The organism is Anabaena sp. CCY 9613, assembly GCF_963920895.1.
Classification (GTDB): Bacteria; Cyanobacteriota; Cyanobacteriia; order Cyanobacteriales; family Nostocaceae; genus Cyanocohniella.
Genome location: NZ_CAWUDE010000013.1, coordinates 47,199 through 64,999 on the forward strand (window position 1 = coordinate 47,199; position 17,801 = coordinate 64,999).

At 40.6% G+C, this 17,801-nt stretch carries 18 protein-coding genes; 8 read left to right on the plus strand and 10 right to left on the minus strand.

What is annotated here, in order from left to right; translation table 11 throughout:
* Nucleotides 1–51: 51 nt before the first annotated feature.
* Nucleotides 52–822 carry an SDR family NAD(P)-dependent oxidoreductase gene (locus ACM0OT_RS16080; RefSeq protein WP_414565371.1) on the minus strand — a complete coding sequence of 257 codons (771 nt, stop codon included), beginning with the start codon at nt 820–822 and terminating at the stop codon, nt 52–54.
* 176 nt (nt 823–998) lie between these two features.
* On the minus strand, nt 999–2,390 hold the full coding sequence (gene mnmE / locus ACM0OT_RS16085) for a tRNA uridine-5-carboxymethylaminomethyl(34) synthesis GTPase MnmE (RefSeq protein WP_414565372.1): 1,392 nt from the start codon (nt 2,388–2,390) through the stop codon (nt 999–1,001).
* 154 nt (nt 2,391–2,544) lie between these two features.
* On the opposite strand from mnmE, the gene ACM0OT_RS16090 reads away from it, so the two are divergent.
* Nucleotides 2,545–2,745, plus strand: a complete 201-nt coding sequence (locus ACM0OT_RS16090) for a hypothetical protein (protein WP_414546107.1) — start codon at nt 2,545–2,547, stop codon at nt 2,743–2,745.
* 65 nt (nt 2,746–2,810) lie between these two features.
* Here the strand turns inward: ACM0OT_RS16090 and ACM0OT_RS16095 are convergent, their stop codons facing one another.
* Nucleotides 2,811–3,449, minus strand: a complete 639-nt coding sequence (locus ACM0OT_RS16095; protein ID WP_414565373.1) for a glutathione S-transferase family protein — start codon at nt 3,447–3,449, stop codon at nt 2,811–2,813.
* Nucleotides 3,450–3,478: 29 nt separating this feature from the next.
* On the opposite strand from ACM0OT_RS16095, the gene ACM0OT_RS16100 reads away from it, so the two are divergent.
* The gene (locus ACM0OT_RS16100) at nt 3,479–3,754 is read left to right on the plus strand and encodes a hypothetical protein (RefSeq protein ID WP_414565375.1); all 276 of its coding nucleotides are present in this window, start codon (nt 3,479–3,481) and stop codon (nt 3,752–3,754) included.
* A 211-nt stretch (nt 3,755–3,965) separates the two neighbouring features.
* Here the strand turns inward: ACM0OT_RS16100 and ACM0OT_RS16105 are convergent, their stop codons facing one another.
* The 5 genes from ACM0OT_RS16105 to ACM0OT_RS16125 form a co-directional block, all read right to left on the minus strand.
* Nucleotides 3,966–4,946, minus strand: a complete 981-nt coding sequence (locus ACM0OT_RS16105; protein ID WP_414565376.1) for an aldo/keto reductase — start codon at nt 4,944–4,946, stop codon at nt 3,966–3,968.
* Nucleotides 4,947–4,951: 5 nt separating this feature from the next.
* Entirely contained in the window at nt 4,952–5,881 is a 930-nt protein-coding gene (locus ACM0OT_RS16110; protein WP_414565377.1) for an alpha/beta fold hydrolase, read from the minus strand.
* A gap of 29 nt (nt 5,882–5,910) precedes the next feature.
* Complete coding sequence (locus tag ACM0OT_RS16115; RefSeq protein ID WP_414565378.1) at nt 5,911–6,735, minus strand: SDR family oxidoreductase; 825 nt, start codon at nt 6,733–6,735, stop codon at nt 5,911–5,913.
* Between the two features lie 85 nt (nt 6,736–6,820).
* Nucleotides 6,821–7,495 carry a pentapeptide repeat-containing protein gene (locus ACM0OT_RS16120; protein WP_414565379.1) on the minus strand — a complete coding sequence of 225 codons (675 nt, stop codon included), beginning with the start codon at nt 7,493–7,495 and terminating at the stop codon, nt 6,821–6,823.
* Between the two features lie 465 nt (nt 7,496–7,960).
* On the minus strand, nt 7,961–8,455 hold the full coding sequence (locus tag ACM0OT_RS16125; protein WP_414546114.1) for a hypothetical protein: 495 nt from the start codon (nt 8,453–8,455) through the stop codon (nt 7,961–7,963).
* 730 nt (nt 8,456–9,185) lie between these two features.
* On the opposite strand from ACM0OT_RS16125, the gene aroF reads away from it, so the two are divergent.
* Nucleotides 9,186–10,058 (plus strand): 3-deoxy-7-phosphoheptulonate synthase, encoded by an 873-nt coding sequence (aroF, locus tag ACM0OT_RS16130; RefSeq protein WP_414565381.1) that lies wholly within the window; start codon nt 9,186–9,188, stop codon nt 10,056–10,058.
* Nucleotides 10,059–10,220: 162 nt separating this feature from the next.
* Here aroF and ACM0OT_RS16135 read toward each other — a convergent pair whose 3' ends face one another.
* Nucleotides 10,221–12,302 carry a cation:proton antiporter gene (locus ACM0OT_RS16135; protein ID WP_414565382.1) on the minus strand — a complete coding sequence of 694 codons (2,082 nt, stop codon included), beginning with the start codon at nt 12,300–12,302 and terminating at the stop codon, nt 10,221–10,223.
* Nucleotides 12,303–12,853: 551 nt separating this feature from the next.
* On the opposite strand from ACM0OT_RS16135, the gene bchM reads away from it, so the two are divergent.
* The 4 genes from bchM to ACM0OT_RS16155 all read left to right on the plus strand — a co-directional run bounded on the left by bchM (nt 12,854) and on the right by ACM0OT_RS16155 (nt 14,986).
* A complete protein-coding gene (gene bchM / locus ACM0OT_RS16140) occupies nt 12,854–13,540 on the plus strand; it encodes a magnesium protoporphyrin IX methyltransferase (protein ID WP_414565383.1) in 687 nt (228 codons plus the stop codon).
* 44 nt (nt 13,541–13,584) lie between these two features.
* On the plus strand, nt 13,585–14,007 hold the full coding sequence (locus ACM0OT_RS16145) for a hypothetical protein (protein ID WP_414565384.1): 423 nt from the start codon (nt 13,585–13,587) through the stop codon (nt 14,005–14,007).
* 91 nt (nt 14,008–14,098) lie between these two features.
* On the plus strand, nt 14,099–14,587 hold the full coding sequence (locus ACM0OT_RS16150; RefSeq protein ID WP_414565385.1) for a hypothetical protein: 489 nt from the start codon (nt 14,099–14,101) through the stop codon (nt 14,585–14,587).
* 18 nt (nt 14,588–14,605) lie between these two features.
* Complete coding sequence (locus ACM0OT_RS16155; protein ID WP_414565386.1) at nt 14,606–14,986, plus strand: DUF423 domain-containing protein; 381 nt, start codon at nt 14,606–14,608, stop codon at nt 14,984–14,986.
* Between the two features lie 64 nt (nt 14,987–15,050).
* Here ACM0OT_RS16155 and rpe read toward each other — a convergent pair whose 3' ends face one another.
* On the minus strand, nt 15,051–15,758 hold the full coding sequence (gene rpe, locus ACM0OT_RS16160) for a ribulose-phosphate 3-epimerase (protein ID WP_414565387.1): 708 nt from the start codon (nt 15,756–15,758) through the stop codon (nt 15,051–15,053).
* A gap of 175 nt (nt 15,759–15,933) precedes the next feature.
* Here rpe and ACM0OT_RS16165 point away from each other — a divergent pair, with 175 nt between their 5' ends.
* Nucleotides 15,934–17,541: a S8 family serine peptidase gene (locus tag ACM0OT_RS16165; RefSeq protein WP_414565388.1), complete on the plus strand. Its 1,608-nt coding sequence runs from the start codon at nt 15,934–15,936 to the stop codon at nt 17,539–17,541.
* Nucleotides 17,542–17,801 lie beyond the last annotated feature (260 nt).

Here is a 17,801-nt window from a genome sequence, read left to right on the forward strand (position 1 = left end):
GTCTTTTATTAAATCCACATTCCTAAGTTGCTTGTTCAAAATTTAGTTTACCTACCAAGGTAACTTATTGCCATCCCATGAAAAAAACTGACCACTGTCGCCTTCTTGAAGTTGTTCGATGACACTAAGCAATTGAGTTACAGTACGTTCCACTGAAAATAGTTTTTCTGGTGGTACATTGCCTTGGAAGGGCCGGGAAAGACGTGTATCTGTTGTTCCTGGATGTAAAGTTACGACTAATGTTTGAGGACTGCTTCTTTTATACTCAATTGCTGCTGTTCGCATCAACATATTTAGTGCCGCTTTAGAAGCGCGATAGCCATACCAACCACCCAATTGATTGTCACCAATACTACCTATTTTTGCTGAAATACTAGCAAATACGCTAGGTTCACGATGACGGAATAAAGGTAACAAATGTTTAGCTAGCAGCACTGAGCCAATACTATTAATTTGAAAGTAACGGAGTAAATTTTCAGAATTAATTTGCCTTAAGTTTTTTTCAGGTTGTAAGTTGCCTTCATGCAATAGTCCTACACAGTTAATCACTAAATGCAATTTATTGACTTCGTTTTTAATCTCTTGGATAACGGCAACGATTTGAGCTTCTTCAGTAATATCCATTGATAAACAAATTAGTTTACCAGAATATTTTTTGGCTAAGGTTATTAGTTCTTCGGCTGACTCAATTTGACGATAGGTTGCATAAATTTTGGCAATTCTTTCATCGTCTAGCAATTTTTGGACAAAACCTAGACCAATGCCTTGGCTAGCTCCCACGATTAAGGCGTTAGCATTATTAATTTCATTTATGAAAGACATATGCTTAATTTTATATAAATAGTGGATATATCTGAATATATTAATCTTAAATGTTTCACAGGCGATTAAAAATCACAGCTACACAAACGAAGTCCGCCTACGCGGACTCAAAGAAGTTAATTATCTGAGTCTCTTGGTGTAGGCAAAATTTAAAATTCCCAATAAATAATTTAACTTTATTTACCAATACAAAATTTACTAAAAATTCTATCAAGTACTGATTCTGTGACTTGTTCGCCAGTAATTTCTCCCAAGGCATTAATTGCACCACGTAAATCAATTGTCCAGAAATCAAGGGGTAATTGATCAGCAATCGTTACTTGTACTTGATCTAAACATATTTTAGCTTGAGTTAATGCTGCTGCTTGCCTTTGATTAATTGCTAAATCCATATCGGCAACTTGTACTTTTTCGGTTTGCATTATTTCTAAAATTGCTGTTTCTAAGCTATCAATACCTTGATTTTTTGCCGCTGCTGTGGTGACAATTTGGTTAATTTGCTGAGGATATGCCAAAGATGTCATAGATGCTGGTTCTATCAAGTCAATTTTATTGATGACTAAAATTAATGGACGATGTTGTACCTGTGTATAAATTTCTTGGTCATCTTCAGTCCAACCTGCGGCAGCATCGATAGTTAACAGTACTAAATCAGCAGCACTAGCAGCACGGCGCGATCGCTCGACGCCAATTTTTTCTACTTGGTCGATTGTTTCCCGAATGCCTGCTGTATCTAGCACTTGCACGGGAATCCCCCCCACCACTAGCTGAGATTCCACTACATCGCGGGTGGTACCGGGTAAATCAGTAACTATGGCGCGATCGCTCTGACTCCAAGCATTCAATAAGCTGGATTTGCCAACATTTGGTCGCCCGACAATGGCCACTTTTAAACCTGTCCGCAGCAGTTCACCTTTGTCTTTGGTGGCTAATAATTTGGTAATTTCTGCGGCAATTTTATCAATATCTGATATTATGCCTTTACTATCCAGCGGCGGTAAGTCTTCCTCAAAGTCAATTCGGGCTTCGATTTCCGCCAAAATATCCAAACAGTTGGTGCGTAACTGTCGGATAGGATGAGCTAATTTTCCTTGTAAACCAACTAAAGCTGTTTGGGCTGCCTGAGGCGATCGCGCTCCTACTAAATCGGCTATGCTTTCGGCTTGGGTCAAATCTAATCGCCCATTCAAAAACGCCCGGAGAGTAAATTCTCCTGGTTGAGCTAGCCTAGCGCCTGTTTCTAAACACAGTTGTAATACCTGCTGTACTGCTATAATTCCCCCGTGACAATGAAATTCCACCACATCTTCACGGGTGTAAGAACGGGGTGCTTGCATAATTAATAACAAAGCTTCATCCACCAATTGTTGTGTCTGGGGATGACGAATATAACCGTAGAGAATGCGATGACTTTCCCAAACTTGATTTCCAGGGGCGTAAAAAAGAGCTTGAGCGATGGCCATTGCTTGGTCACCAGACACCCGCACAATACTCACGCTACCCTGTTGGGGAATCACAGCAGTTGCGATGGCGGCGATGGTTCCAGTAATGGCTAAGAGTTCCGACATGAGCGCCTTTTTGAGAAAAACATTGCTATGTATATGCTTTTAGCGTAGCAGGAGTTTTATCATGGTCAATTAAGTGGTCATGGGGAGGTGGGGTAATCAGGGAATTTTACCCAATGACCAAGGACTAAATTATTTTAAGAGAGAGGGATTCACTGTGGAGCAGAAAATTAATTGCGCTGAAGCCTGCGTTAATGGTTGTGTGTTGGGGGATAAATGCCCCAATATCGAGTTTAGAGAAGCCACATCTAAATTTATTGAGGAGACTTCTTTAGACAAAATGCTGGAAATGGCCGAAGAACGACTGCGGAAAAAAATGACAGAACCGCCTAAGTGGGTTTTTCCGGAAGATTCTTAAAGTAAGGGAGTGGGGATTAAATAAAAACCCCACGGGTAAGTGGGGTTAGTGGAGTTATAGTTTCCTTATATACTCTTGGCAAAGTCGTATTTGCCTCCACGTTCAAGGGCGCGTTTGTAAGCCGGTCGTGCATGGATGCGCTCGATAAATTGCTGAATCTTTGGTCGGTTTTCTACTTGTTGGGCTTGCATAACGCCAGTTTCCAGAGGAAAGCTCATTTGGATATCAGCGGCGGTGAATTCTTCGCCTGTAAACCACGTACTCTTACCAAGTTCACCTTCTATGTAATCAAAGTGAAGCTTAATTTGGGGCGCGATAAATGCGTCATTGGCGCTGCTGTCCCCTGTCCCAAAACGGTTAAAGATGAGGTTCATAACCAGAGGTGGCATTGCTGAACCTTCGGCGTAATGCAGCCAATAAGTGTAACGCAGCCGTTCTGGTGTACCGGATTCTGGGATTAGCCGACCATTGCCGTAACGCTCTACTATGTATTCGATGATAGCGCCCGACTCAGCAATAGTTTTTTCTGCATCTGTGATCACTGGTGACTTGCCAAGGGGATGGACTTCGCGCAGTGATTTCGGTGCCAGCATCGTCTTGGAGTCGCGTTCGTAAAACTTGATATCGTATTCAATACCTAATTCTTCAAGTAGCCATAGTACACGTTGTGAGCGGGAGTTATTGAGATGATGGACAACGATCATAATAGCTACTTTTTGTTTGTTATCTGCTTTTGCTCATCTCAAAGTATCATCAGTTTGCCCACTCTTCATCTATCTGCTGGTTTTTCTTGGGTGGGTATGCGATCGCACTTACTCAACTTGTAGGATTTTGGCGCTTAATAGGTTTAGGCTTAGGAATCGGTTTAGGAATTGAGGTAATGTTTGTAGTCAGTGTCAAGCTTTCAACGGCTTGGGCAATTGCCTGTACTTGCATTGGTGTTAAACAATCAGGAGAACTATTTATCATTTGTAGCAGTGCTATCAAAGCCCCCAAATCAAGCAGTTAATTATCAATAGGACTTACGTACCTTATACGCATTCTTGGCGTCCTTGGCGTCTACAGCCCTTACGGGCATCGCTGCGCGCGGGCGGTTCAACAAATCAAGCTTTTCAGCAATTTTTGCGTAAGTCCTGACCAAATTTCTTCATCTCAAACATTTTTGGGTAGTGGCAAATGTGCATCATTACCAAGGGCATTTTCGTGAACAACTACGTAACTTATCGAGTTTGAAAGATGTTTTGCACCATTTTTTTATCTGTATTGGCAGCAGCTTGATCTAATTCGGCAATCTCACTAGCGTTTAAATGCCAACCTAAAGCACCAATATTCTGCTTTGCTTGTTCTACACTCTTAGCGCCGGGGATGGGGATGGTTCCCTTGCAAATACACCAGTTAATTGCTACTTGGGACATGGTTTTTTGCCTGGATGCAGCTATCTCTCCTAAACATTCTAAGAGCGATCGCACTCCCGGTAATAGCTGTCTAAACAATAAACCCCGGATGCCTTGGGGGAAAGGGCCTGTTTGTGAGTATTTCCCGGTTAAGATGCCTAATGCCAAGGGACTATACGCAATTAGCTTGATTCCCAATTGATCACAAACGTCTTTTAAACCAAGTTCCGTTACAGGATATGTGGATAGCAAAGAGTACTGTACTTGCAGGCTGGTAATGGGTACCCCGCGCTCAGAAAACTTTTTATACACATATTCCAGCCGTTTCGGGCCGTAGTTAGATAAGCCAACGCCTTTGACTAATCCTTGTTCGTAAAGGTCAGCCAAACCATCCAGCAACCCTGATTCTTGCCAAGGCGCATAATTGGCTGTTGACCAGTGCATTTGGACTAAATCGACATTTCTGCCCAAACGTTGAGACGAGGACTGACAAGCCTTTACCATTGATTTACGTGTCCATCTCCAAGGGTAAGCAGCCAGCTTAGTAGCAATGCAGATATTGTCTTGATTTACACCTTGGTATGCTTGAGAAAATTTGCCTAACAGTTGTTCACTGCGACCATTTAAGCGGCCTGTTCCGTAAGAATCACCTGTATCAAATAAAGTTACACCGTTGCTAACACACAGGTTAAATACGGATTGTAACTGCTCATCCATGCTTTCATCGTATCCCCAAAGCAATTGGTTACCCCAGGCCCAAGTTCCACAGCCCATGCTGGGGAGAGATAGTTCTTGGCTATTTTGCATATTTATTAGAGTTGAGAGTTTTTTGATAACTGGCTGATAAAAGGTGCGATCGCCTGCACAAATTCAGTAGTAGACTCGTAAGGTAAAACGTTACGCCCCGGTAATTTAATTCCCTCACCTTGCGGTAAACAAGCAAGATAATCGGCTAAACGTTCATCTGGTGTTTCTTGTTTACCTTCTTTGCTAATACTGGATGCGGTTTCTCCCACGACTACTAGTGTTGGTTGCTGAATAGAAGCCAGGTAAACGCTATAATCTTGTCGCCAAAATCCAGCCAAAAACGAAAATACGGCATGGCGACTAGCAGGATTCTCTGCACCTGCTGCTAACATAGTTAACCATTCACGGTCTACAGCCAGTTCTGAACCAAACAGTTGACGTGTGGAGAAAGAACGCAAAAATTTTTCGGTACGCGCATAGCGATAAAAAGGTTTACCAAAAGGTGAATCAAATAAATTCCACAATATTTTTTGTTGCCATGCTGATGACTCTTTGGTAATGACTGGCCAAGCAGGAGGCCCAGCCAAAACAAGCCCAGCAATTGAATTTAATTCTTTTTTAACTAATTCAATGGCAACTGGTAATAAAGCACCCTGTACTATGACAACAACGGGTGTTTGTATTTCTGTTTGTAAAAAGTAAGATAATTGCTCTGCCCAATCTTTCGGTGTATAAGCTACATGGGGCATATCACTTTCGCCACACCCTAACAAATCGGGATTGTAAATGGTATTTTTCTGACCTGTTATATACCATTGCGTGCGGAATCTCTGCCAAAATTGCCGCGATAAACCCACACCAATGGGATGAATTAAAAGTAAAGGAATACCCTCACTTTGAGAACTAGGTGGTTGATGAGTTTCGTAGGCACAGCGATAATTTTGCCAGGTGTAAAACTGGGTAGGAGATATGGTGATATTGAGTGTATTAGTCATATCAAGTATTTAATTTTTTTCTAGAAAACCTAAAATATTATCTGGGGGTGAATTAACTTATATCCAGCTTTTTTAATTTTTTGATTAGAGACTTTGGCGTTATGGGGGCGGTTACTTTTGGTCGTATGATCCCATTGTACCTTGGGCAAATTGTGTTCTTCAAATAATCTATCAAGTAGTTCTTTACTAGTAAGGTAAGCATCATCAACCAGGTTATAAATACCTTGCAAGTGTTGCTGACGCACAAATTCTATAGCCCCAACAATATCATCTAGATGAATCCAATTATTTATTTGCTCGCCATTACCAGGACGGGTTGTGCCTGGAGCTTGTCTAAATATTTTTATTAGTTCTCTGTTAGGGCCATAAATGCCCCCCAATCTTAAGATACAAACGCGGAGCTTTTCACTAGATGCGGCTAACAATACTTCTTCGGTTGCTTTGAGAATTTTTCCGTTATCATTTGTTGGTATAGCTGCTGTATCTTCATCTACCCAATCACCATTTTTATCACCATAAACTGAATGACTGCCTGTATATATCAGTTGTTTAATACTAGGAATCTGTGGTAGAATATCAACTAAGGTTTTGGCAGTATTTAAATAAGTTTCTTCATATAAGTTTGCCCCTTTTGCACCCACACTCAAAATTATAATATCTTGATTTTGTAAGACAGATTTTAATTTTTCTGGGTCATTTCCTGGAGTGACGAAAACTTTTTGAGCTACTGCTTGTAGGGTAGGGACGCGCTCAGGGGTAGTTGTGGTAGCGGTGATCATAAAAGTCATTTTGCGCTGCCAATACTGAGCAAGTGTATAACCGACATAACCACAACCAATAATGGCAATATTCATAAATAAAATTGATGTTTCCAGTTAAAAGCAAAGACATGATTAATTATGTCTCTACATTAACTTTACTGTACTTACGTATATTTTTTTAACTATGGATGGCGCCATCAGGCATAATTGCACCAGTCAAGTTAGCTCCAATCAATTTTACCAGTAGGCGATCGCCTGAACGAATCCGCGCTCCTGTAAAGTCGGCTCCGCGCAAGTCAGCGCCACTGAGATCTGCACCAATCAAGTTAGCAGAACGCAAGTTAGCTTCTCTCATATCAGCCAGTAGTAAGTTGGCTCTAAACAAATTTGCTTCTGACAAATTCGCTCCTCTGAGTATGACTTTATGCATAAAGGTGTCACTGAGATCAGCACCACTCAAGTTAGCGTAGCTTAAGTTTCTGCCAGATAAATCTTTGTTACTTAAATTAGACTTGCTGAAGTCTTTACCACTCAAATCTTGGTTTTGCTTGGGTGGTTTGTATGTACTTTCAGGGGTTTTTTTGGATTGTGGTTGTGGAGTCCGTCGAGGCTGGGGCGCATGATAACTAGTATAACTAGTCTGTTGCTTGCCATTTAATGATCGCAATTGATCACGGGCTTCATTAATTGCTTTCAGCTTTTCTTGGGCTTTTTTGTGTAAGCGAACATTGTCTAGAGGAATGCGATCTGGATGCCAGACAAAAACCAAGTCTTTATAAGCTTGATTTACTTCCTCAAGTGTTGCTCCAGGGTCTAATTCCAATACTCTATAATACTGCTCCAGATCGCTCATAAGACGTTTAGGTGGATAATCAAATTAGTTATGAGTGATGCAGCCTGCTATGGGCTTAATTGTCGAGAAAATATCTTTGTTATTTAGATAATATATAACTCGGAAATTTTCCATTAAATTGATAATGACAAATTTGTTAGCTACTGACATTTTGCTGCTATTGCGGTTCCATGACTTAGGCTCTCACTTGGACTGGAAACATGGGGACTAGAAATTATTGTACTGATATTTAAATATTATACAGGCGTATTTTAAATAATTGAGCTTATCAGTAACCTTGTTGTTGACAAGCTCAAACTTGCTATATCTTTTTGGTATATAACGCGATTACACTGCGATCGCTATGTTAAACGTGTAGTTTTGTGTCGATATAGTTTGTTTTTATTCAAACTTATGGGTGATAAAACCTTACCTTTTAACTCTGATTTTTGACTTTGAGAATTGTTAGTTTTATCTTTTTATTTTCTATCTTCCCATGACCCCAGTTCTCCACCGATTTATGGCTCTCAAATATGCGACAACTGGTATTTGATAAACCTCAATAAAAATCCACCCAATAATTGATAAATGTGACAAAAAAGTTAGTATAGTCCAAATGTATGGTATCCACGTAATGGGAGCATTGACACTTGGCGGAAAATAGTAAGCGACAATGCCAATTAAAGTGGTTGGTAGCAAAACAAAACTAATTGCGGCGAGTACATAACCCCAACCCAATTCCACACCTTCCAATTGCGCTTCTGTCCAATTAAATCCATTCCAGCGCCAAGTCAAGGGAGGTTGTCGAGAAGGCATCTTGATTTGTTGCTGTTCTGGGTTAACGGTAAATATTTCATGGCAGAAGTCACAACCCATAGCCTCCATCATAGGCATCTGAGAAATTTTACCTATGCGACATACGGGACACGGGTAATCTCCTTTAATGTCGAAAGATGTGCTTAATATTTTGGAACTGGGCATAATCAAACTATATTGTGCTTAAGAGTTAATCGGTTCAAGGCAAAATAAGCTACAAATCATCTGATTTATCAAATTTTTCAGTATTCATCACTGGTGATTCTGATTACTGTTTACCAACTATGCCTAAATACTATTTTAGATTTTGCGTATCGTTAAAGCGAAAGCTCCGAAGATCGCATAGCGTGACAAAGACAAAAGTGGTGTGGGCGGGTTTCCATACTTAAGCAAACTTTTCCAGACAGATTTTAGACTGGGAATCGCCTTCTGAATCCAGATTTGTCAAGAGTTTATCGTTTTTTTAGGGATTTTGCTGGTATTGACGCTGGCGATACCTTCTGCTAATGTGGCTTTATTAGAAGTGTATATTCAATTATTAACTTAACGCTACACAAATGTTCAGCAACAAACACTACTTTTATTTTTGGCGTCAGGCGGTTCACGGGCAGTGAATTAAGTTTCCTCATGGAAGCCGCCCAGTGAACCGTAGAGAAGACTCTGCGGTTTTTGTTTTTTCAGGAGTAAAATTTCATCATGACGAACTATTTCGGTAACTGGTTTTATAGCTTTTACTTTTGGCCCAGCGCAAATTCCGGGTAAATAGCGTCATGTTGATAAATTCACAACGCGCCCGGAACTTTGAAGTTTCGGGCTTTTTTAATGAAGAAATGGGGGAAATGAGGAAGTTTTCTGATCCCCATTACCCCTTATCCCCAATCAGGAGAATCAAATTATGATTAACGCCAAACTTGCTTCACAATCTCATTCTGAACACCAGACAATCGTTAAACTCTCAAAAACAGTTGCTTTCGGTGGTGATGAATTAGTAATTATCGGTGGCCCTTGCACTGTGGAAAGCTTAGAACAAATGCAGATGGTTGCGGAAACTCTATCTGCTGCACCTGTCCAAGCTTTACGCGGTGGTGTTTATAAACCCCGGACTTCTCCTTACGCTTTCCAAGGTATGGGTGAAGCTGGATTGGATGTTTTAGCAAAGGTGCGATCGCAGTACAATATTCCTGTTGTCACCGAAGTGATGTCAATTTCCCAAATACCGATAGTGGCGGCTCATGCTGATATGCTGCAAGTGGGTAGCCGCAATATGCAAAACTTCGATTTACTTAAGGCTTTGGGTGAAGCTGGTAAGCCTATTTTACTCAAGCGTGGATTAGCCTCGACTATTGAAGAATTTGTCATGGCAGCCGAATATATTTTAAGTCACGGCAATCCAGATGTGGTTTTGTGCGAACGAGGTATCCGCAGCTTTGATAATTACACCCGCAACGTTTTAGATTTAGGGGCTGTAGCTGCACTCAAGCAAATAACTCACTTGCCTGTGATTGTAGATCCTTCTCATGCTGTGGGCAAACGGGAATTAGTCGCACCTCTAGCAAAGGCGGCTGTGGCTTGTGGGGCTGATGGTTTAATTATTGAGTGTCATCCTGAACCAGAAAAATCTGTTTCTGATGCACGTCAGGCGCTTTCTTTAGAAGATATGCTGAGTTTGGTAGATTGTTTAAAGCCTGTAGCAGTTGCTGTAGGACGGAGTATAGCCATTAAAACTGGGGTGGATGTTAAATCTGCCCCTATTTTTTGTGCTGCTTAACTTTTTGCCGATAAGCCGAAGGCTTGACGCTACGCGTATCGCATTTACCCAGGATATAACAAGGGGGATGCGATCGCACTATGGAAGCAAACTCTGTAACAGAATATAAAAATGACAAAACCCTTGGTATCGCTTCGTGGTACCTCATCACAATGACTTAGTTCAAAGATGCGCCTCTCCCAACAACACAATAGAACATGTCAATTCTTCAATCACTTCGGTTGTTACTTGGCTAACAGCTAATCCACCTGTAGTGCGATAACGGACGGAACGTAACACTGCTAAATCAAATGCTTCAGCTTCCTGAATTATCGCTTTAGCAACATCATCATTGATAATAATTTGAATATTTGTTCTCACTTGTAACTGACTTTTAGCAACAATATCAGACAATTGAGTTGTAAATTGTTCTACTAAATTAGAGGGAGTATTACGATTGCATACATGTATTAGTACTACTTCTGCTTGATTAACATCAGCCAACATTTCCGCAAACCGCCAAGCGCTGATGGTTTGTGGTCTTAAGTCTCCAATTGGTACCAGAATTTTTTTGATTGTTTTGGGACTACTAACTAAACGTGTTACTGCTACCGGACAGTGAGAAGACCAAAAAACGCTATCAATGACATTACCAAATAAGCGCGCCCGTAAGCCTGTAGTGCGAGACCAACCCATGACTATCAAACTAGCATTTTGTTCTCGGCTGGTGCGACTAATTGCTAAAGCTATATCATCATCAATGCGAATTGCCGTTGACACTTGCACATGAAACTCTTGACTGATTTCTCTAGCTAACTTTAATCGTTGCTGACTTTGGTTAAGTGCTATACCTAACTGGGGATCATCCATGTGAACATGGGCTTTACTAACAGCTAAAGGCACAATTTTTCCAGATTGATGATGAGCTATTAAAGCTGCTAATTCTATTAAATAAAGCTGGGTTTGGGGATTATATATTGGTACTACTACAGTAAATGAATTTTGGGTTTTTTCTAGCGGTTGACCTTCATAACTTTCCCACCAAGTTGAAAGATTTTCTGTTTCAAAATCTGTCTGGGGCATTTGTAATAAGACGGCAAATCTGGCTGTGATTAATGGCCCCAAAATAGAAGTCACTAGCATAAGCACAATTACACTATTTAAGACGCCCTCACTAATTAACCTTTCACCAGCCGGATTTAAGGTTTGATAGCCAACCAAGGCCGCTGCTAATGTCGCTGCTACTTGTGGTAGTGATAACGACCACATTGTGAGCATTTCCACATTACTGTAGCGATAAACTAGCTTGGCTAACAATGCTGCTATAAATTTGCTACCAATCAAAGCAGTTACGATGACCACTGTCAGCCAAACTGAACTGAGGGTTTGAATAAATGCCGGAATATTAATTAATAATCCCATGTCTACAAAGAAACAAGGGATAAATAACACACTACCAATAAACTCTATTTTTTCTTTAACTGGGCTGCGTCCGACAACATCGTTGACTGCTAAACCCGCTAAAAAGGCCCCAACAATTTTTTCTACTCCGACTATTTGCGCTCCTACAGATGCCAAAAATAATGCTAGCAATATGAATAAAAATTGGTTACTTTGTTCATCCCCAGAACGACGAAAAAATTCTTTACCTGCCCAGTCAAATCCAAACAGCACCAACACAGAATAAATTGCTAATCCACCTAACAAAGTTATTAAACTTATAGCTGTAAATTCTCCTTGATGAATTCCCACGCAAATTGCTAGGACTAATAAAGCGCCTGTATCAGTAAAAATTGTAGCCCCAACTGTCACTGTTACAGCTTCATTCATCACCACTCCCAGACGACTGACAATGGGGTATGCTAAGAGCGTATGGGATGCTAGCAAAGAGCCAATGAGTACCGAAGCATTCCACCCAAAATTGAAGAACCTGCCTACACAAATGCCTGTAATTAATGGAACTAAAAATGTAAAAGTTCCAAAACCAATAGATTTATTTTTAGTTTTGCGAAACTGTCCCAAGTCAATTTCTAACCCAGCGACAAACATCAGATATACTTTACCGATATCTGAGAGCAGTCTCACAGTGTCAGAGTTAGAGTCTAAAAGCTTTAGACCATTTTGCCCTAGTACTACACCCGCCACTAGTAAACCCACTAATCCAGGTATTCTAAATCGCTCGAATATAGGCGGCACAGTAAAAATTACTGTGAGGAGAATTGTAAATGCAATAATTGGACTGTCGATGAGTACGTTTGATGTCATTTTTATTCGATAGAGCTAAATGAGCAAAATGATTATGTTTAATTTATATAAACATTATTATTTATTGGTTATTAAAAGTTACTGTAATTGGAAAAACAATTTATTACTGTATTTTGCTGCTGTCAAAAATATATTCTAAAAATAGCTGTTTATTTATTTCCTAATATTCCTTTAAATAATTTTTTAACTAGGATAAATACTGCACTTACATTTTATGATTCTATCTCAAAACCCAGGTTCAACAAGCATAATGATCATAAGAAACCTTGAGGTTGCCTCATAAAGGTAAGTGAGATAGCAAAAGTTTAACTAAAATTAACCAAGATTTTCTCAGTAATTAACTGTCAGTACTTTCTGATGTTTAGCGAGTGAAAACTCCAGAATATCATTCCTTAAAGCCATAAAATAGGAGATAATCAAGTGTTATCTATAAGTAACTGCTATGGTGTGAGTAAAAGAGGAATCTCCTAAAGAAAATCTGCAAGAGTATTCTCGGCAGTTGCTATTAATGATAATTTTAAACATTGGGAACCCTTAAAAATCAAACTTTTATGAACGTAGCCGACGATAAAACCATTGTCCGTGAGTATTTTAATTCCACAGGTTTCGACCGTTGGCGGCGAATTTACGGCGATGGTGAAGTCAATAAAGTCCAGCTAGACATTCGCAACGGACACCAGCAAACCGTAGATACTGTTATTGGCTGGCTGAAAGATGATGCTAATTTAGCAGAACTTTCAATTTGTGATGCGGGTTGTGGTGTGGGTAGTCTCAGTATTCCTCTAGCGACAGATGGCGCCAAGGTCTATGCCAGCGATATTTCTGACAAAATGGTGTCAGAAGGTAAAGATAGAGCCTTAGCAGCCTTGGGAAATGCCGAAAATCCAACTTTTACTGTCCAGGATTTGGAATCTTTGAGTGGTCAATACCATACTGTAATTTGTTTGGATGTTCTTATCCACTACCCGCAAGAAAAAGCCGATGAGATGATTTCTCACCTTTGTTCTTTGGCGGAGTCACGGATGATCATCAGTTTTGCGCCCAAGACCTGTGCCTTGAGTATACTCAAGAAAATTGGCAGTTTCTTTCCTGGCCCTAGTAAAACAACTCGTGCTTATCTACACCGCGAGGCTGATGTGGTAAGAATCCTGGAAAGTAACGGTTTTGCCATTCAACGCCAAGCAATGACTAAGACTCGCTTTTATTACTCCCGGATACTGGAAGCTACGCGTAAATGAGGTTAAAATTGCGGCAATGTAATTAAATATACTCTGCCGCAAGTATGAAAATCATTAAAAAAATTTCTGCTGGTTTCATGCTTTCTTTGGGATTTTTATGTTTGCTGGTTAGCTTCAGCACGTTATCTGATTTAACCGCAGAAGATACAACTCCAGAAGAAAAAGCAGAAGCGCAAAGTGCTTTTTGGGGAGGAATAGTCTTTGGTGTACCATTAACAGCAGGCGGAGGATATATATCCTGGGGTTTGCGTCGCCAAGATCAACAAGAGGTAAGCGATCGCCTGGATGCTATTTTTTATCAAATGCTCAAAGCCAATAATGGTAAAATTACTGTTTTACAGTTGGCGATGGAAGCAAAGCTACCAGGAAAACAAGCCCAAGAATATTTAAATCAAAAATCCCAAGAATTTAACGCCACTTTTGAACCCAGTGATCAAGGTGACATTAGTTACTTGTTTCATATTTGAACTTAATTAGCCACAATCACCAGTTTTTAATGGAAGCTTTTGCCAAGTAAGGTTAAAATCACAAGCAAAGTTTAAAATCTGAAGTGAAATTATGAAGACTGCTGAAAAATTGGCTGCGGGTTGGCTTTTAACACTCGGATTTATGTTTTTGACTTTATCAGTCTCGGCAGAAGTTGAGAAAAAATCTATGCTTAAGCCCATTTCTACAGGACACAATGAGGCTTCAGTCAAGGAATTTTTTAATACACCTGCTTTTGATCACCTTGGTCATACTGCGAGAAATGGGATCATTTTTGGTATCCCGACAATGGTGCTGGGCGGTTGGATGAGCTTAGGGTTGTACCGTCAAAGCAAGAATGAAAAAAAGGTACTTCAACAACAATTAAGCGATCGCCTGCAAACTACGTTTTACAATATGCTCCAAGAAAATCAAGGGCGTGTCACTGTTTTAACCTTTGCGATGCATTCTCAACTACCAGCAGCCGATGCTAGAGAATATTTAGATTTGAAAGCTAAAGAATTCAATGCAAATTTTCAAGTTAACGAAGAAGGCGCTGTATCATATCATTTTGATATCTAAGATCAATCTTAGTGAGAAATGGCGCAAATTTTTGTCAGCATAGCTGCTGTTTTGGGCGGTTTATCGGTAGCCGCAGGTGCTTTCGCTTCTCATGCCTTGCGGGAAAAAATCAGTGAGCGATCGCTAGAAATTTTTGACACTGGCGCTCGCTACCAAATGTACCATGCTCTAGCACTTTTGTTAGTAGCTGTGTTAATTAGTCGCACTGAATCTCCTCAACCTACTTTAGTAGCTAGTGGTTGGCTATTTATCATTGGCATGGCGATTTTTTCGGGTAGCTTATATGCCTTGAGTTTAACTGGTGTGAAAATTTTAGGTGCCATTACACCTATAGGTGGTGCTGCTTTTTTGGCTGGTTGGGGTGCTTTAGCTATTGCAGCTGGAAATTTGAAGTTATAAAAAAATAGGGTGGGAACTTCCCACCCACTTCTATTTCTGGTGTTTGATTCATCAAGTATCTAACTTAAACCTTGGCCAATTCTGGTGCAGGGCGCTTACTGTTACGAATGTTGGTAATCGCTTCAGCATAGTCTTTGGCGTTAAATACAGCGGAACCAGCAACAATTGCATTAGCTCCTGCTTCCAAAACCTGCCAAGTATTATTCGCTTTTAAGCCTCCATCAACTTCAATCCAGGGGTCAAGACCGCGTTCGTCACACATTTGACGCAATTTCCGAATTTTAGGTAAGACGCCAGGAATAAAGCTTTGACCACCAAAGCCGGGGTTGACGCTCATGATTAGTACTAAGTCGCACAGTTCGAGAACGTATTCAATTAGCTCTAAAGGAGTACCAGGGTTAAGAACAACCCCAGCTTTTTTGCCTAGTTCTTTAATTTGTCCTAAAGTGCGGTGCAGGTGGGGTGAAGCGTTATGCTCGCAATGTACAGAAATAATATCAGCACCCGCTTTCGCAAAACCTTCTACATACTTTTCTGGTTCCACAATCATCAAGTGGACATCCAGTGGCTTGGTTGTCACTGGGCGAATTGCCTCCACAACCAGAGGACCTATCGTAATGTTAGGTACAAAACGACCATCCATTACATCAACGTGAATCCAATCGGCTCCAGCTGCATCTATGGCACGAATTTCGTCGCCCAGACGACTAAAGTCGGCTGATAGGATAGATGGAGCAATCACAATGGGCTTTTGAGATGAATTTTGGGTCATGGTTAGTGGGTTTTAAAGCGTTCTCGTCTGTAAACATTGTAACAAAACATTGAGCAATTGCTGATCACTTTGATCCCAACTTGTTAAGGATGCAAAGGAAATACTCCCACACAGGGAAGCAGACAAAATTATCTTGATAAACAATTACTAATAACTAATAATTAATTATTAAACAATGAGCAGAAAACTAGGCTGGATAATTTGGGGATTGAGTGCTTCTTGTTTGAGTGTGCCGGTACTTGCTTCAGCTTTGCCAAGTTCTTTAGGTACTAATGGTATTGATGCTCTCAAGCTACATCAAGCTCCTTATAATTTACTTGGTCGCAAAATTGCTATTGGTCAAGTAGAAATTGGGCGGCCGGGAATGTTTGGTTGGGATAAAGCAGTATCGAAAAATCGTGCCATATCTTTAGCAGCTGTTTTTTTACGTAATGAACCAGCTAAATCCAACAGCGGTGTTGATTCCCATGCCTACAATGTAGCTGGTGTGATGGTCAGTCAAGATAAAGCTTTTCCTGGAGTGGCCCCAGAAGCGAGACTATATTCTTCGGCTGTGGGTTCTACAAAAAATATGGGACAGCCAGAAGAGTGTTTATCAGCGCAACATATAGCTTTACAAAATGGTGGTGATGTCCGCGCTATTAACTTTAGCTTTGGTGAACCTCTCAGCCGTGATCCTCGCAAAGATGCGGTTTTGGACGGTAAGGCTTTACTGACTTTGTGTATTGACTGGTCGAGTCGCGTTCATGATGTTTTGTATGCGATCGCAGGCAATCAAGGTAAAGGTGGTATTCCCATCCCTACAGATAATTTTAATGGCATGAATGTGGCTTTTTCATCCCGCCGAGGCAATTTTTATAATAAAGTTGACGTTTCTAATTTGGCGGGGCCTAATTACGGAGCTACAGCTAGGTTAGCGGGGAAAGAGTTTAATATTGATGGTCGTCCTTCTGTCAGTTTGGTAGCACCGGGTAGCAACATTCCCATGCTCAATCCCGATGGTAAGTTGAATAAGGTCACAGGTACAAGCTTTGCGGCGCCTCAAGTGACAGCTACTGTGGCCTTGTTGCAAGAATTTGCTGACCAACAGCTACGAAAAAACCAACCAAATTGGAGTCTTGATGCTCGTCGTCAGCAAGTAATGAAGGCTGTATTGCTAAATTCAGCCGACAAAATCGCCGATAAAGGCGATGGCTTGCATTTGGGAATGACACGGACACTAATTGATAAACAAAATCAAGACTGGCTGGATTCTGATGCTTACCAAGACCCTAAAATTCCCTTAGACCCGCAAATGGGTACAGGTCATTTAAATGCTTATCGTGCTTATCAACAATTTAGCGCGGGTCAATGGAAACCATCTCAGACAGTCCCCGCTCAGGGTTGGGATTACGGCACGGTGAATGTAGGGTCAACGGTTGATTATATGTTAGCCGAACCGTTAAAACAGGGCAGTTTTGTCAGTATTACTCTCAATTGGCATCGCTTGGTAGAGCTAAATGATACCAATAAGAATCAAAAATATGATCTAGAAGAGCAATTTAGCGATCGCGGCTTCAATAATCTCGATCTCTACTTGGTTAGGTCTGATGATGATAACCCATACGTTGGGGCTGTATGCTCTTCAGTCAGTGAAATCGATAATGTTGAACACATATTCTGTCCTGTTCCTGATACTGGTAATTATAAAATCCGTGTCCAGTTTCGTGAACAGGTGAATGAAGCAACTCAAACTTACGGTTTGGCTTGGTGGAGTGTGACTCAATCTGTCTCACCTAAGTAATTTCGCCCTTGTATACATAGGTTTTTACGTTAACGAGCGGTCATAAATATAGGTATTATTTTATACTTTTATGTAATAATGCTTATCAAGAGTTTTAAATAACACAATTGGTGATGAATCATTTGTCACTAGTGTCAGTTAGTAAACTGTCATGAATAAAATGTTTCATTTGATCCTAGAAGAGATACCATTGATATAAGTGCAAGGAGTGTTACCACATCACTCAATGTTTGTTACAAGTTATTCTGGCAATGCTTCTG

Excerpts from the sequence above, each read along its gene's own strand:
- ACM0OT_RS16080 (WP_414565371.1), bottom strand. The coding sequence starts at position 822 with ATGTCTTTCATAAATGAAATTAATAATGCTAACGCCTTAATCGTGGGA.
- mnmE (WP_414565372.1), bottom strand. The coding sequence starts at position 2,390 with ATGTCGGAACTCTTAGCCATTACTGGAACCATCGCCGCCATCGCAACT.
- ACM0OT_RS16095 (WP_414565373.1), bottom strand. The coding sequence starts at position 3,449 with ATGATCGTTGTCCATCATCTCAATAACTCCCGCTCACAACGTGTACTA.
- ACM0OT_RS16105 (WP_414565376.1), bottom strand. The coding sequence starts at position 4,946 with ATGCAAAATAGCCAAGAACTATCTCTCCCCAGCATGGGCTGTGGAACT.
- ACM0OT_RS16110 (WP_414565377.1), bottom strand. The coding sequence starts at position 5,881 with ATGACTAATACACTCAATATCACCATATCTCCTACCCAGTTTTACACC.
- ACM0OT_RS16115 (WP_414565378.1), bottom strand. The coding sequence starts at position 6,735 with ATGAATATTGCCATTATTGGTTGTGGTTATGTCGGTTATACACTTGCT.
- ACM0OT_RS16120 (WP_414565379.1), bottom strand. The coding sequence starts at position 7,495 with ATGAGCGATCTGGAGCAGTATTATAGAGTATTGGAATTAGACCCTGGA.
- ACM0OT_RS16125 (WP_414546114.1), bottom strand. The coding sequence starts at position 8,455 with ATGCCCAGTTCCAAAATATTAAGCACATCTTTCGACATTAAAGGAGAT.
- aroF (WP_414565381.1), top strand. The coding sequence starts at position 9,186 with ATGATTAACGCCAAACTTGCTTCACAATCTCATTCTGAACACCAGACA.
- ACM0OT_RS16135 (WP_414565382.1), bottom strand. The coding sequence starts at position 12,302 with ATGACATCAAACGTACTCATCGACAGTCCAATTATTGCATTTACAATT.
- bchM (WP_414565383.1), top strand. The coding sequence starts at position 12,854 with ATGAACGTAGCCGACGATAAAACCATTGTCCGTGAGTATTTTAATTCC.
- ACM0OT_RS16145 (WP_414565384.1), top strand. The coding sequence starts at position 13,585 with ATGAAAATCATTAAAAAAATTTCTGCTGGTTTCATGCTTTCTTTGGGA.
- ACM0OT_RS16150 (WP_414565385.1), top strand. The coding sequence starts at position 14,099 with ATGAAGACTGCTGAAAAATTGGCTGCGGGTTGGCTTTTAACACTCGGA.
- ACM0OT_RS16155 (WP_414565386.1), top strand. The coding sequence starts at position 14,606 with ATGGCGCAAATTTTTGTCAGCATAGCTGCTGTTTTGGGCGGTTTATCG.
- rpe (WP_414565387.1), bottom strand. The coding sequence starts at position 15,758 with ATGACCCAAAATTCATCTCAAAAGCCCATTGTGATTGCTCCATCTATC.
- ACM0OT_RS16165 (WP_414565388.1), top strand. The coding sequence starts at position 15,934 with ATGAGCAGAAAACTAGGCTGGATAATTTGGGGATTGAGTGCTTCTTGT.